Below are 13,118 nucleotides of genomic sequence, written 5' to 3' on the forward strand. Positions count from 1 at the left end.
GCGCCAGCGCCCCCAGGCCTTCAGTCACATAGTAGCCGGCGAAGGCGACGGTGATGGCCAGGGCCTGGACGCGAGCCGGGCTCGGGCCGGCGCCGTCCGGACCCGCCACGAGCTGGCGCAAACGGCCGCTCGCCAGGCCGCGATAGAGCAGAACGACGGCCAGCGCCGCCAGCACGGCCAGAAGGCCGTACTCTCCGATCTGGGCGACCTGCTTGAGCGGCATGCTCATCGGCGATCCATGTCGAGAAAGGGGCGGACGCGAAGCATCACGCGCGCCGCGGCGCAGCCGTGCGCGAGCGAAAGCGACTGAGACGCGGACTGGTCGGCTACTTTTCGGGTACAGGCGCAGAAAGACCGAGAATCTTCAGCTGGACGACGTCCAGCGCGACCCCGCGCCCCCGCGCTTATTCCAAGCTTTGCGCGAATTAACTTTTCTGTCAACGTAAAGGTGCATCGCCGGGCGGGTCTTCAACGCGGCCGCCGGCGACTTTTCGTCGTCTCCGGAGAACGCCGCTGGCGACGAGTCGCCTGAAGGGCATAGATTGACAGCGGTGACCTGAGGGGACGGCATTTTGCGAGTGAGGACGGGCCGGGAGCGGAGCGCGTGACGTCGTTACTCGCCGGACTGGAGCGCGCGAACCTCACGCCTCGCACGCTTCGCGAATGGCTGCTGGTCGCCAGTCTGGCTCTGATCTATTGCGTCGGCGCGGTGGTCAGTCTGCGCTGGGCCGTGGTGCCGGGCGCGGGGACGGCCTTCTGGCCCTCCGCCGGCGTCGCGCTCGCCGCGGTCGCCTATTACGGCCCGCGCGTCTGGCTGGGCGCGCTGCTGGGCCGCCTGCTGACCTTCTGGGTGATGGCCGCGCCGCAGCCCCTGTGGAGCCAGCTTGTGATCGCCACGGCCACCGCGCTCGGCGCGCTGGTCCCGGTGCTGATCCTCAACCGCCTGAAGACCAACGCCAAGCTCGACAGCCTGCCCAGCGCCCTTTGGCTGGTGATCGGCGCCGGCGCCGGCGGGGCGACCATCTCGGCGGGCGCCGGAGCCCTGATGCTGCTGCTGAGCGGCTCGCCGGTCGGCAAGGTCGATCAGGCCTTCGTCAACTGGTGGTTCGGCTTCCTGACCGGCGTCCTGACCTTCGCGCCGGTGTTCATGACCTGGCGCGGCGCGCTGGAGCGATGGACGCCGACCCGGATTGGCCATCTGACGCTGATCTGCGTGGCCACCGGCGCGCTGGCCTATCTGATCTTCCTGCGCGGCGAAGGGGCCTATTCACGGGCCTGGTTCGTGTTTCCGCTGCTGGTCTGGGCGGGTCTGGCCTTCGACACGCGCGGCGCGGCCCTGGCTTCGCTGCTGGTCAGTCTGTGCGCCTTCCTCGGCACCTTGCAGGGCAACGGCCCCTTCCACGGCGCCGGGACATCCGGCGCGATCCTGCTGACCCAGCAGTTCGTGGCCGTGATGGCCTCGACCACCCTGATCCTGGCCGCCGTCGCCAGCGAGCGGCGCGGCCGCGAGGCGCTGGAGCGCAGCGAGAGCCGCTACAAGGCCGAAAGCGCCGCCCTGGCGGTGCTGAACGAAACCGGCGCGGTGATCGCCGCCGAGCTTGACCTCGAGCGCGCGGTGCAGGTGGTGATCGACGCCGGCGCCGCCCTGACGCACGCGCGCTACGCGGCGTTCTTCTACTCAGCGCCGGACGGCCAGGGCCACTCGATGATGCTCTACGCGCTGTCGGGCGCGCCGCGCTCGGCCTTCGATGCATTCGGCCACCCGCGCGCCACCGAAGTCTTCGCCCCGACCTTCGAGGGGACCGCCACGATCCGCTCGGGAGACATCACCCAAGACCCCCGCTACGGCCGCAACGATCCGCATTTCGGCATGCCCAAGGACCACCTGCCGGTGCGCAGCTATCTGGCCGTGCCGGTCCGTTCGCGCTCGGGCGAGATCATCGGCGGCCTGTTCTTTGGCCATTCCGATCCGGACGTGTTCGACGAGCGCGCCCAGTGGCTGGCGGAGGGGGTGGCCTCGCACGCGGCCATCGCCATCGACAATGCTCGCCTCTACCAGTCGGCCCAGGCCGAACTGGCCCAGCGCCGCCGCGCCGAGGAGCTGCAGCGGCTGCTGATCAACGAGCTGAACCATCGGGTGAAGAACACCCTGGCGACGGTCCAGTCCCTGGCGGCCCAGACCCTGCGGTCCTCCGATGATCTGGCGACGGCGCGCGAGGCGTTTGATCGACGGCTGATGGCTCTCTCGGCGACGCACAATCTGCTGACCCAGTCCAGCTGGGCCAGCGCCGAGCTGGGCGATCTGGTTCGCCAGGCGGCCGAGCCGTTCGTGGCCGATCGGTTCATCGCCCAGGGGCCCTCGGTCAGCTTGTCGCCGGCCCGGTCGCTGGCTCTGTCGATGGCGTTGCACGAGCTCAGCACCAATGCGCTGAAATACGGCGCCTTGAGCGTCGCCGACGGCGTCGTGCGGCTGACCTGGCGCGTGACGGCCGGCCAGCTGGAACTGGTCTGGGCGGAGGAGGGCGGGCCCCCGGTCGTCGCGCCCACGCGGCGGGGCTTCGGCACCCGCCTGATCTCCCAGGCCCTGGCCCGCGAGTTGCGGGGCCAAGTGCGGCTGGAGCACGATCCGGCCGGAGTGCGGTGCGAGATCCGCTTTCCGCTGGACGCCGAGGACGCGCCGGGGCCGGCGCGGGAAATCCCCGAGGTCTAGAGCGGGCGACCGCCTTACCGCTTTGGCTCCAGGCTGTGGAGATAGGCTTTCAGGTCCGCCCGCTGGTCGTCGTCGAACTTGGCCATGGGCATGCGCGGATGGGTGCGGGGCGAGCCTTCCTCGGGCGGCGTCGGCGGGGCCAGCATGCCCTCGTCCAGCAGGGCGTCTAGGCCCCCCTTCCGATAGCGCTCGTGCAGCCGCGCGAACGGCGGAGCATCCGGAAGCGGGCTCTTGGTCCCGCGCACCGCGTGACAGCCGCCGCAAGCGCGTTGCGCGATCCGTTCGCCATTGGCGGCGGACGCCTGGCCGAGGGCCGGCGAGGCGACCAGCGCCAAGCCCACGGCCAGCAGGGCGATCCTCACGCCGCGCCCTCGAAGTCCAGCACCACGCGGCCTTCGATGGCGCCCTTTTCCATGCGGCTGAAGATGTCGTTGATCGCGCTCAGGCCCTCGGTCGAGACCGTCGCCTTGACCCGGCCGTCGGCGGCGAAGGCCAGGGCCTCCTGCAGGTCCAGGCGCGTGCCGACGATCGAGCCGCGCACCGTGATCCCGCGCAGAACGGTGTCGAAGATCGACAGCGGGAAGTCGCCCGGCGGCAGGCCGTTCAGCGACACCGTGCCGCCGCGCCGGACCATGCCGAGCGCCTGGCTGAAGGCCGTGCGCGAGACCGCCGTCACCAGCACGCCCTGCATGCCGCCGACCTTGGACTGGAACACGGCGACGGGATCCTCGCGGCTGGCGTCGACCGTCAGCTCGGCCCCCAACTCGCGAGCCAGGCTCAGCTTGTCTTCCGCGACATCGACGGCGGCGACCTTGAAGCCCATGGCCTTGGCGTATTGCACGGCGAGGTGTCCCAGGCCCCCGACGCCCGAGATCGCCACCCAATCGCCGGGTTTGGCGTCCAGCATCTTCAGGCCCTTATAGACCGTGACCCCGGCGCACAGGATCGGCGCGGCCTCGACATAGGAGAGGTTGGCCGGGATCAGGCCGACATAGTCGGCGTCGGCCAGCACGTATTCGGCGAAGCCGCCGTCGACCGAATAGCCGGTGTTCTGCTGCTTTTCACAGAGCGTCTCCCAGCCGGCCAGGCAGTGGACGCAGCGACCGCAGGCGGTGTGAAGCCAAGGCACGCCCACCCGGTCCCCGATCTTCAGATGCTCGACATCCTCGCCCAGCTCGACCACGGCGCCGACGCCCTCGTGGCCGGGCACGAAGGGCGGGGACGGCTTGATCGGCCAGTCGCCATGCGCCGCGTGCAGATCGGTGTGGCAGACGCCGCAGGCGGCGATCTTGACCAGCACCTGACCGCGTCCAGGCTTGGGGCGCGGCCGATCCTCGATCACCAGCGGCTGGCCAAAGGCGCGCACCACAGCGGCCTTCATCATCGTGTCCATTGGCGTTCTCCCGGAGCTCTAGCGCTTGGGCGGCGATAGTACCCCGGCCGGAGCGCGATCGCAGTCGGGGCGACTACCTATGGTTCGGCCGCGAGCCGTTCCAGCGTCCGCGGATCCCGCGCGCCGCCGAAGTACTTGCCCAGCGCTTGGCCGAACGCGGGTTCGTCCGGGGCCGCGGCCTGGAACAGGGTCAGGCTGGAACGCAGCTTCAGATCGTCGGGCGAGCCGAACACGGCGTGAGCGTCGTCGCCAGGCAGGGCGTTGATCGTCGCCGCCACCTCGCGCAAGCGCGGCCCCAGCACCGGATGCGCCAGATAGGCCTTGGCTTCGGCCAGGTCGGCGATCGCGTAGAAGCGCGCGGTCGGGCTGGAACCCAGGCCCTGGATCTGCGGAAAGACGAACCACATCCAGTGGCTCTCCTTGCGCCCGCGACGCAGCTCGGCCAGCGCGGTCTGGTAGGTCGAGGCCTGCGCCTCGACGAAGCGGGAAAGGTCGGCCATGGGCGAGATCCTCCGTCGGTTCTTCGGCGGATCAAACGCGCAGCGCGCGCATCCGCGGCTCCACGTCGCTACGGAACCTGCCAGAGATCCTCTAGCCGGTAGTGCAGAATGCGCCCCACGGGCTCGATCGCGGCGACCACGTCAGGGCGTTTTCGCAAGGCGGCTCTGCCGGCGGCCCGCGCGGCGTCGTAGGCCGTCTGGTTGGGAAGAGAGGGCGTGTCCTGCAGGGTCAGCAGCATCGCGCGTCTCAGGTCCGGCGAACCAAGGCGCTTGATGACAACCGCGGCGGCGGCGTCCAGGTCATTGACGCAAAGCAGCGCGTCCAGAGTATTGCCCTTCGCCTCGTCGCCCAGGTCGCGGAGCGTCTTCAGCGCCGTCTGCGCGGTGTCCTTGTCGCCCAGGTCGCTCGCGGCGCAGACGGTGATCTTCAGCGCCACCGCGCGACCGTAGGGCGACATGTGATCGAGGCGCACGCTGCCGACCGTGGCCAGGGCCGCCTTGGAGCGACCCGCCGTCATCTGGGCGGCGCCCAGGTTCAGGGTCTGATTGACATTGGGTCGACCATTCTCTGGGGTGCGGGCGCCAATCTCCAGCGCCTCGATGGCCTCTTCCCGCCGTCCCATCTGCGACAGGATCTGATTGCGGACGTTGTGCGCCCAGCCCAGGCGCGTCTCCAGGTCAACGAACCCGTCCGGCGCGCTGTTGGCGCGAGCCAGAGCCGCGTCGATCACCGTCAGCGCTTCGGAAAAGCGGCCCAGGTCCATCAGCGCCTCGGCCTTGGCGGTCGGGCCGCTGATCCTGTCGCCGTGGGCGGCCAGCAGGGCGTCGACCGCCTTCAACCGCGCCAGCGAGCCAGTCTTGGGCGAGAGCCGGTCGGGCGCGCCCTCGTCCACCTTGTCGAAGCGCTTGTCGGCGCGCATGCCGATCAAGACCTCATCCTTGGTGATCAGCCGGGCCGCGGCCTCGGCGTCGGCCAAGCGGTTCCGGGCCAGCAGGCCAAGCACATAGTCCGCGCGCTCGCCGCTCAGATCCTCGAAGGGGTTTTGCGGCTTCCATTTGGCGAACAGGGCGTCAGCCAAGGCGAAGACCCTGGCCTCTCCGTCGGGCAGGCGCCGAGCCGCGTTGAGCTCGTAAGCGATGGTCTCGTCGGGGAGGGTCGCGACCGTCTCGGGATAGCGCGTCGCCAGCGTGGTCAAGGCGGAGACGGCTCCGGCCTTGTCGCCCGACGCCGCGGCGATCTGGAGGCGCAGAAGCCAGTCTTCCTTCCCGGCGTCCGCCATTTCGGAGGCCTCGATAATCGCGGCGCGGGCGGCGGGCCAATCCTTGGCGTCGGTGGCGATGCCGGCGATCATCAGCGCGATGGCGTGGCGCATCGGGGCCGGCGCCTTCGCGAAATAGGGCGAGCGGCGCGCGCGCTCCAGCACCTCGCGAGCGTGGGCGTAGTCGCCTTTCTGCAGGTCGGCCCCGACCTCCTGGATCGCCAGGTCGAAGCTCTCCTGCGAGGACGGCGGCGGCGCGGCCTGCGGCCTGGTGTCGGCCACGGCTGATCCGGTCAGCAGCACCGCCGCGGCGGCGGCCAGGAACAATCGACGCAAACTCGCCCCCTCGAAAGGCATCGAACTCAAGGTTGCACAACAGCACGCCGCGGGTCGCGGAGGCAATGTCGAGCGCCGCCATTGACTCCCTTTCGTACTGTGTGACATACAGTGTGCGTCACACACCATGTGATGCACACTATGTGGCGCACACGTTCATGCCGACCGATACGGACATCTTTGAATCGCTCCGTCAGGAGCTGCGGCGGGGGACTCTGATCCTCGCCGTCCTCGCCCAGCTGCGGGAGGAGCGCTACGGCTACGGCCTGCGCCAGGCCCTCGCGTCCGTGGGCGTCGAGATCGACGAAGGCGCGCTCTATCCCATGCTCCGCCGGCTGGAGGCCCAGGGCCTGCTCGCCAGCGAATGGCGCGAGGAAGACAAGCGCAAGAAGCGTTTCTACCAGCTGTCGGAGGAGGGCCGGGCCGTGCTGGCGCGCCTCGCCGACGAATGGCGCGCGATCAACGCCGCCTTGGAGCCCCTGCTGTGACAGCGGCGACCCTCACCAAAGGACCCCATGACATGAGCGATCTCGTGGATCGTTATCTCGCCGCCGTGGCGGCCCTGCTGCCCAAGGCGCAACGCGAGGACATCATCGCCGAACTGCGCGACCTGATCGTCAACCGCATCGAGGAGCGGGAGGCGACCCTTGGCCGTGCGCTCGACAAGCGCGAGGTCGAAGAGCTGCTTCGCGAGATCGGCCATCCGATCGCGGTCGCGGGGCGTTACGGCCCGCGCGCCACCCTGATCGGCCCGGAGCTCTATCCGTTCTGGATGTTCGGCGTGAAGGTGCTGCTGGCCATCGCCGCCCTGGCGGCCGTCATCCCGGCGGGCGTGGCCCTGCTCACGGCCCACGGCGATGCGCGGCTGGTGATGCGCACGGTAAACGACTTTATCCCGACGGCCCTCAGCCTGATCGGCTTCGCCACCGTGGTCGGGGCGGCGATCGAGCGCGGCTGGATCAAGCTGGGCGACTTCACCAACTGGAAGGTCAGCGAGCTGCCGCGCGTACCCGACAGCAAGGACTGGTTCGCCAAGAGCCGGTTCGACGGCCTGTTCGAGCTGGTCGCCATGGGGCTGTTCATCGCCTGGTGGACGGGCGTCGTCGCATTCCCCGCGGATAATGTGATCACCACGCGCGGGGGGCAGGCGTTCCTGCAGGTCTCGCCTGTGTTCCAAGAGCTCTACTGGCCCATTCTGGCCCTGGCGGTGGTTCAGGTGGTTTCGTCCCTGTTCCTGGTCGTCAAGCCGGGCTGGACCTCGGCGCGCAATCTCGCCGAGATCGTCGGCGCGGTGGGCGGCCTCGTCTTGGTCTGGGCGCTGTGGCCCGCTCAGCCCCTGATCACGGTGCTGGCGCCCGCGGCGTCGGAAGCAGGTCTGGCCAACCTGCAGCGCGTTCTGGACCTGACCTTCGAAATCACCCTGTGGGCCGCCGCCGCCATCTACCTGCTCAAGGTCGCGGTTCACGGCTGGCGGCTCGCCCGGGGGCGCTAAAAGTCCCCCGGCGGAAAGCTCAGCTTAAGGTTCCGTATTAACCTTTTTATCGCGACGGCTGCGGCGGGCGAGGTCGCAGCTTTAGCGCCACCATGGGTGGAAATCAGGCGGCGTAAGGGTTTTGAGGGCGAAAAAAATCGTCGATCGCTCCTGTCCAGCTTTTTACGCGGATTCAACGGATTAACGATTTGACGCTGCGACCGGAGCGCGCAAGGGGGCTTTGGACGGGTCCGGAGCGCTTGCGAGTCGGTCACCAATCGTTCATAAGCCGCTAACAGCGGGATCTTGGCCACGTCGTGATACGGCCAATCCCCCGCTTCGAAGGCCTCCCCGACAGTGCTTTTCCGGGGATCTCGAAGCGGTTTTTGTCGGGGGGCCCGAGCGCCCTCGCCGCGCAGGACACGAGTTTTGTATATCAAGTCGCAGACGCGCGCGGACGCGCGCGGGCTGGTCGGCGCCGTATTGGTCGGATCCATCACGGGTCTGGCCCTGGGCGGCGTTTACCTGATGGGTGGCCTGGCCCAATCGGCCTCCACGCACGCCCGCGTCGCCCGCTTGGCCGATGGCGCCTCCGGAAGCTTTTCGGACGCGGCCATGGTCAGCGCGGCTACGCGTATGGACCCCGGCGCCCTCGCCGTGGCCAAGCGTCATGATCCCTTCCTTTTCGCCGCCGTCGATCAGCGCGATCGTCAGTCGGCCCAGCTGGCCGCCCGCCTCGAAGGCGCCGGCGCCAGCCTGATGCCCGGCCAGAGCGGCCGCACGGGCCCCCTGATGCTGCGGGCCAGCTTCGGTTCGGCCTTCGGCCCCGGCGCCGCCGGCCCGTTCCAACTGGCCAACGCCCTGGAAAGCTCGCGCGAGCTGGAGTGCCTGGCCGACGCCATCTATTACGAAGCCCGCGGCGAGACCCCCAGCGGCCAGGCGGCCGTGGCCCAGGTGGTCATGAACCGCGTGCGTCACCCGGCCTTCCCGAAGTCGATCTGCGGCGTGGTGTTCCAAGGCGCCTATAACCGCACGGGCTGCCAGTTCAGCTTCGCCTGCGACGGTTCGATGCGCCACGCCCGGGACGTCAGCGCCTGGAACCGGGCCCGCAAGATCGCCGCCCGCGCGCTGTCGGGCGCGATCAGCAACCAGGTCGGCTCGGCGACCCACTTCCACACCATCAACGTCTCGCCGGGCTGGGGCCCGCGCCTGCTGCGGGTGGCTCAGGTGGGGATGCACATCTTCTATCGTTTCGGCCGTCACAACGCCTCGGCCGCGCACCTGCCGACCGTGGACGACATCGCGCCTTCGGACATCGCCAGCCTGACCGCCGACGGCAAGCCGCCGGTCGTCTACGCGGCCAGCGCCATCGCCCATATCGAGCCCGCCTCTACGCATGGGCAGGGCGGTCCGCTGGGTCCGGTGATCGAGCCCGCCTCGGCCCCGATCGCCACCGCCAAGGCGCTGGCGCCGGCCGCCGACAAGGCGGTCGCCAAGCCGATCCCGATCTCGACCGAGCGCGCGCCGCTGGACGGCCTCAAGTCGACAGTAGGGGCCGCGAGCGGAGCTGCTTCCTAACCATGTTGGGCATGTGGCTGGTGGCGAAGCGCATCTGCTTCGCCCGCTTGCCCACGAAGTAGTGCAGGGCCTTGCCCTGCGCCGCCTCCCAGACCACCTGGGCGGCGTCCTCGACCGGATAGACTTCCAGGCCGCCGGCGCGCAGGGCGTCGCTCATGTGCTCGTTCGTGCCTGACGCGCCGGCGTTCAGGATCGGCGTCTCGATGAACCAAGGCATGACGCAAGCGACGCTGACGCCGTGGCGGCCGTATTCGACGTCGAGCGCCTCGGAGAGGCCGCGCACCGCGAACTTGGTGGCCGAATAGACGGCCAGCTTCGGCGAGCCATAGAGCCCCGCGCACGAAGCGACGTTGATCAGCCGACCGCCGGCCGCCTTCAGTAGCGGAAGCCCCGCCCGCGCGCCGTTGATCACGCCCTTGATGTTGACGTCGACCTGGATGTCGCAATCGGCGTCGGACATGTCCTCCAGCACCCCGAAGCGGGCCACGCCGGCGTTGTTCAGCAGGACGTCGGCCTTGCCGCCGGTCTCGCGACCGAAGTCGCCCAAGGCGTTTTCCCAGCCCTCGCGGTCGCGGACGTCCAGCGGATGGATCGAGCCGTTGGCCGGACCGATCGCCGCCAGGGCGGCCTTCAGCCCGGCCTGGTCGATGTCCGCGAGGCCCACGAACCAGCCCCCGGCCGCGAAGCGCTTGGCGCACGCCAGGCCGATGCCGCTGGCCGCGCCAGTGATGAAGATGCTCTTGCGACCGTTGGCGGCCATGATCTTTCCCGTCCCGATATCCTTGTTATCGCTGATCAGATGCGGAGAGATCGAACGGGTCAAGAGTCCATGCGGCGATCTTGTCAGGCTTGGCCATAGGCGAGAATGATTCCGCCACTGTCAGCCTTCGAGTCCGCGCATGACCCACGAACATCTCGACCACCTCTCGCTCGACCTGCTGGGGCGTCCCTATGACGAGCTGAACGATGTGCAGAAGCGCGTCATCGACCTGATCCTGGCCGAGCAGCCGTCGGATCCGCGGCTGTCGCTGGACGAGGAGGGCACGTTCTGGACGCGCCTGGCCGACCGGGTGGCGGCCGTGGGCGGCTCCTGGGGCTTCATCGGCGGCTTTGGCTTGGCGCTGCTTCTCTGGATGGGTTGGAACGTGGCGACCCGGGGGCAGGGCCTGGCCTTCGACCCCTACCCCTTCATCTTCTTGAACCTGCTGCTCTCGACCCTCGCGGCCGTCCAGGCGCCGGTGATCATGATGAGCCAGAACCGTCAGGCGGCGAAGGACCGCCTGACCGCCGAGCACGACTACGCGGTCAATCTGCGGGCCGAGCTTGAGATCATGCGGGTGATCGACAAGCTGGACGCCTTGCGCAGCGACGAGCTGATGGTGCTGTGCCGAGAGCACGCCGCGCGGCTGGCGGTGCTGCAGGACGAGGTGGCGCGTCTGCGGGCGGAGCGTCCCTAGAGCTTCAGGCCGAACTTTGGTCCCGCCCAAACCATCGCCGCGTAGAGCGCCATGGTCAGCAGGCAGCCGCCCGTGAGCGCGGCCCAGAACGGCGCGCCGCGCTTCAGCATGGCCGGGATCAGCAGGAACATCGGCAGGGACGGCAGCACGAACCAGAAGGTCCCCGTCGCGTGATCGGCCAGTCGCACCGGATCGCGGGTGTCGCGCCACAGCCAGATCATGCCCAACACTGAGACCAGAGGCAGCGAGGCCACCAGGCCGCCGAGGCCTGGATAGCGCTTGGCGATCTCAGCGACGGCGGCGACGACCACGCCGGATAGGGCCGCCTTGATGACGAGATAGAGCATGCGCTGAGCCTGGACCGATCCGGTGTCCGAGCCAAGGGCGGGAACGGACGCGCGCCTCGGGTCTTAGTTTTCCACGTGTTGCGTGGGAGATTTCCGATGAGCGACCCCAAGGACCAGGAACAGCAGGACGCCCTGGCGAAGGCTTCGACCGACCGCCGGGACCAGGGCGACATCGCCGCCGATGACGCCGGCGCCACCGCGATCGGCCACCGCGTTCAGGCGACGCTGGAGGACGACGACGAGGTTCACTGCACCGACTGAGTCGACTAGCCCGCCTTCGCCGCCCGCCGCAGCGCCTGGGGCGGCTGGCCGAAGGCGCGGACGAAGGCGCGCCGCATCCGCTCCGGATCGCCAAAGCCCGTCTCCAGGGCCACGTCTTCGACCTGCAGCGGCTGGCTGTCCAGCAGGGCGCGGGCGGCCTCGACGCGCAGGCGCTCGATGGCCTTGGCCGGCGTGACGCCGGTCTCCTGGGCGAACAGGCGGGCGAAGTTACGCGGGCTCATCGCCGCGCGGTCGGCCAGCTGCTCGACGCTGAGCGGCTCGGACAGGTTCTGGCGCGCCCAGGAGAGCAGGGCGTCGAACCGACCCGGCCTCAGATCGATCAGGGCCGAATGCTGCGATTGGCCGCCGGGGCGGTGGTGATAGACGACGAGCTGCTGGGCCGTGCGGCGGGCGATGGCCTCGCCCAGGTCCGCGCCGATCAAGGCCAGCGACAGGTCGATGCCCGCCGTGATGCCGGCCGAGCTCCACATCTTGCCGTCCTGGATCCAGATGCGGTCGGGCTCCAGCCGGATGTTCGGATAGCGGCGTTGGAAGTCCTGGGTCCGGCTCCAGTGCGTCGTCGCGCGCTTGCCGTCCAGGAGCCCCGCCTCGGCCAGCACATAGGTCCCCGAACAGACCGAGGCGACGCGGCGCGCCTCGCGTCCCGCCTGGCGCACATAGGCCAGGGTCTCGGGGCAGGTCGCCGGAACCTTCACCCCGTCGCCGCCGGCGACGATCAGAGTGTCCAGCGGCGGAGCGTCGCTCAGCGCCTTGGTCTGCACGACCAGACCCGACGAGCTGGGCGTCGGCTCGCCGCGCAGCGACAGGAAATGCAGGCCGTAGGCGCCGGGCGAGAACCGCCCGCCGATCTCGAACGCGGCGATCGGGCCGGTGGCGTCCAGCAGCTGGAAGCCCGGATAGACGAGAAAGCCGATCGCGCGGGGCATGGAGAGCGCCTTGGCTGAATCCGTGGGAACTATGTCATTTCCGCCAGACGCTAGTCGAACCATGTTCTTCCCGTCAATCGTGACGGAGACAACGCATGAGCCAGCCCCCCAAAAACGATGTTTTGAGCATCGTGATCGCCCTGTTCCCGGGCGTGACCCATCTGGACTTCACCGGCCCGCATCAGGTGCTATGCCGCCTGCCGGGCGCCAAGGTCACGGTCGCCAGCCTCGCGGGCGGCGAGATCGAGGCCGACGGCCTGGTCTTCGCGCATCTGCCGAAGCTTTCGGACATAGAGGCCTGCGACGTGCTGATCGTGCCCGGCGGATTCGGGACCACGGAAGCGATGGGCGACCGCGACTTCATCGCCGAGATCCGGCGCCTCGCCGACGGCGCGCGCTACGTCTGTTCGGTCTGCACCGGTTCGCTGGTGCTGGCGGCGGCCGGGCTCCTGAAGGGCAAGCGGGCGGCCTGCCACTGGGCCTGGCGCGACCAGCTGGCGCTGTTCGGGGCGATCCCCGATCCGTCGCGCGTGGCGCGGGACGGGCGCTACATCACCGGCGGCGGGGTGACGGCCGGGATCGACTTCGCCCTGACCCTGATCGCGGAGCTGGCGGGCGATGAGGTGGCGCAAGGCATCCAGCTGGCGGTGGAATACGCGCCCGCGCCGCCGTTCGATTCCGGCCGTCCCGAGACCGCGCCGCCGAAGGTGCTGGAACGGATCACGGCGCTCTACGGCAAGGCGATGGACGCGCGGATCGAGGCCGCGAAGCGGGCGGCGGCGGCTCTTTAAGTTCCCACTCTCTAAGAGAGAGCGACTGTCTGGATGGTCAAGCGTTGGCCATTGCGTTTCGCGCGTCC

The 13,118-nt window shown here is 69.2% G+C and carries 15 protein-coding genes; 7 read left to right on the top strand and 8 right to left on the bottom strand.

Annotated features, from left to right (window positions below; translation table 11 throughout):
• A partial coding sequence (locus AX690_RS08720; RefSeq protein ID WP_156449605.1) for a hypothetical protein occupies positions 1-229 on the bottom strand: 229 nt, incomplete at its 3' end.
• 375 nt (positions 230-604) lie between these two features.
• Here AX690_RS08720 and AX690_RS08725 point away from each other — a divergent pair.
• On the top strand, positions 605-2,710 hold the full coding sequence (locus AX690_RS08725; RefSeq protein ID WP_066730325.1) for an MASE1 domain-containing protein: 2,106 nt from the start codon (positions 605-607) through the stop codon (positions 2,708-2,710).
• A gap of 14 nt (positions 2,711-2,724) precedes the next feature.
• Here the strand turns inward: AX690_RS08725 and AX690_RS08730 are convergent, their stop codons facing one another.
• From AX690_RS08730 to AX690_RS08745, 4 genes are all read right to left on the bottom strand, one after another.
• On the bottom strand, positions 2,725-3,072 hold the full coding sequence (locus tag AX690_RS08730) for a cytochrome c (protein ID WP_066730326.1): 348 nt from the start codon (positions 3,070-3,072) through the stop codon (positions 2,725-2,727).
• Positions 3,069-4,103: an alcohol dehydrogenase AdhP gene (gene adhP / locus AX690_RS08735; protein ID WP_066683281.1), complete on the bottom strand. Its 1,035-nt coding sequence runs from the start codon at positions 4,101-4,103 to the stop codon at positions 3,069-3,071. Before adhP ends, AX690_RS08730 begins: the two co-directional genes overlap by 4 nt.
• 77 nt (positions 4,104-4,180) lie before the next feature.
• Entirely contained in the window at positions 4,181-4,603 is a 423-nt protein-coding gene (locus tag AX690_RS08740; RefSeq protein WP_066683280.1) for a DUF1810 domain-containing protein, read from the bottom strand.
• Between the two features lie 68 nt (positions 4,604-4,671).
• Positions 4,672-6,198, bottom strand: coding sequence for a hypothetical protein (locus AX690_RS08745; protein ID WP_156449606.1), 1,527 nt, complete (start codon positions 6,196-6,198; stop codon positions 4,672-4,674).
• A gap of 158 nt (positions 6,199-6,356) precedes the next feature.
• On the opposite strand from AX690_RS08745, the gene AX690_RS08750 reads away from it, so the two are divergent.
• From AX690_RS08750 to AX690_RS08760, 3 genes are all read left to right on the top strand, one after another.
• On the top strand, positions 6,357-6,686 hold the full coding sequence (locus tag AX690_RS08750; RefSeq protein WP_082769574.1) for a PadR family transcriptional regulator: 330 nt from the start codon (positions 6,357-6,359) through the stop codon (positions 6,684-6,686).
• 32 nt (positions 6,687-6,718) lie between these two features.
• Positions 6,719-7,690: a hypothetical protein gene (locus AX690_RS08755; RefSeq protein ID WP_231732154.1), complete on the top strand. Its 972-nt coding sequence runs from the start codon at positions 6,719-6,721 to the stop codon at positions 7,688-7,690.
• 408 nt (positions 7,691-8,098) lie between these two features.
• Positions 8,099-9,247: a cell wall hydrolase gene (locus AX690_RS08760; protein WP_066683268.1), complete on the top strand. Its 1,149-nt coding sequence runs from the start codon at positions 8,099-8,101 to the stop codon at positions 9,245-9,247.
• Here the strand turns inward: AX690_RS08760 and AX690_RS08765 are convergent.
• On the bottom strand, positions 9,207-10,007 hold the full coding sequence (locus AX690_RS08765) for an SDR family oxidoreductase (RefSeq protein ID WP_066683283.1): 801 nt from the start codon (positions 10,005-10,007) through the stop codon (positions 9,207-9,209). The two genes, AX690_RS08760 and AX690_RS08765, sit on opposite strands and share 41 nt — an antisense overlap.
• 139 nt (positions 10,008-10,146) lie before the next feature.
• Between AX690_RS08765 and AX690_RS08770 the strand changes: the two genes are divergently transcribed.
• Complete coding sequence (locus AX690_RS08770) at positions 10,147-10,704, top strand: DUF1003 domain-containing protein (protein ID WP_066683263.1); 558 nt, start codon at positions 10,147-10,149, stop codon at positions 10,702-10,704.
• Here the strand turns inward: AX690_RS08770 and AX690_RS08775 are convergent.
• Positions 10,701-11,051 carry a DUF3147 family protein gene (locus AX690_RS08775; protein ID WP_066683261.1) on the bottom strand — a complete coding sequence of 117 codons (351 nt, stop codon included), beginning with the start codon at positions 11,049-11,051 and terminating at the stop codon, positions 10,701-10,703. The two genes, AX690_RS08770 and AX690_RS08775, sit on opposite strands and share 4 nt — an antisense overlap.
• Positions 11,052-11,147: 96 nt before the next feature.
• Between AX690_RS08775 and AX690_RS22800 the strand changes: the two genes are divergently transcribed.
• The gene (locus AX690_RS22800; RefSeq protein ID WP_156449607.1) at positions 11,148-11,312 is read left to right on the top strand and encodes a hypothetical protein; all 165 of its coding nucleotides are present in this window, start codon (positions 11,148-11,150) and stop codon (positions 11,310-11,312) included.
• Between the two features lie 5 nt (positions 11,313-11,317).
• On the opposite strand, the gene AX690_RS08780 is transcribed toward AX690_RS22800, so the two are convergent.
• Complete coding sequence (locus AX690_RS08780) at positions 11,318-12,259, bottom strand: GlxA family transcriptional regulator (protein WP_066683259.1); 942 nt, start codon at positions 12,257-12,259, stop codon at positions 11,318-11,320.
• A gap of 95 nt (positions 12,260-12,354) precedes the next feature.
• Here AX690_RS08780 and AX690_RS08785 point away from each other — a divergent pair, with 95 nt between their 5' ends.
• On the top strand, positions 12,355-13,050 hold the full coding sequence (locus AX690_RS08785) for a DJ-1/PfpI family protein (RefSeq protein ID WP_066683257.1): 696 nt from the start codon (positions 12,355-12,357) through the stop codon (positions 13,048-13,050).
• The last annotated feature ends 68 nt before the right edge of the window (positions 13,051-13,118 follow it).

The organism is Caulobacter sp. CCH9-E1, assembly GCF_001556515.1.
Classification (GTDB): domain Bacteria; phylum Pseudomonadota; class Alphaproteobacteria; order Caulobacterales; family Caulobacteraceae; genus Caulobacter.

What these genes read in the sequence shown, in the direction of transcription:
- adhP (WP_066683281.1), bottom strand. Translation starts at nt 4,103, where the DNA reads ATGGACACGATGATGAAGGCCGCTGTGGTGCGCGCCTTTGGCCAGCCG.
- AX690_RS22800 (WP_156449607.1), top strand. Translation starts at nt 11,148, where the DNA reads ATGAGCGACCCCAAGGACCAGGAACAGCAGGACGCCCTGGCGAAGGCT.
- AX690_RS08740 (WP_066683280.1), bottom strand. Translation starts at nt 4,603, where the DNA reads ATGGCCGACCTTTCCCGCTTCGTCGAGGCGCAGGCCTCGACCTACCAG.
- AX690_RS08785 (WP_066683257.1), top strand. Translation starts at nt 12,355, where the DNA reads ATGAGCCAGCCCCCCAAAAACGATGTTTTGAGCATCGTGATCGCCCTG.
- AX690_RS08750 (WP_082769574.1), top strand. Translation starts at nt 6,357, where the DNA reads ATGCCGACCGATACGGACATCTTTGAATCGCTCCGTCAGGAGCTGCGG.
- AX690_RS08755 (WP_231732154.1), top strand. Translation starts at nt 6,719, where the DNA reads ATGAGCGATCTCGTGGATCGTTATCTCGCCGCCGTGGCGGCCCTGCTG.
- AX690_RS08765 (WP_066683283.1), bottom strand. Translation starts at nt 10,007, where the DNA reads ATGGCCGCCAACGGTCGCAAGAGCATCTTCATCACTGGCGCGGCCAGC.
- AX690_RS08770 (WP_066683263.1), top strand. Translation starts at nt 10,147, where the DNA reads ATGACCCACGAACATCTCGACCACCTCTCGCTCGACCTGCTGGGGCGT.
- AX690_RS08775 (WP_066683261.1), bottom strand. Translation starts at nt 11,051, where the DNA reads ATGCTCTATCTCGTCATCAAGGCGGCCCTATCCGGCGTGGTCGTCGCC.
- AX690_RS08780 (WP_066683259.1), bottom strand. Translation starts at nt 12,259, where the DNA reads ATGCCCCGCGCGATCGGCTTTCTCGTCTATCCGGGCTTCCAGCTGCTG.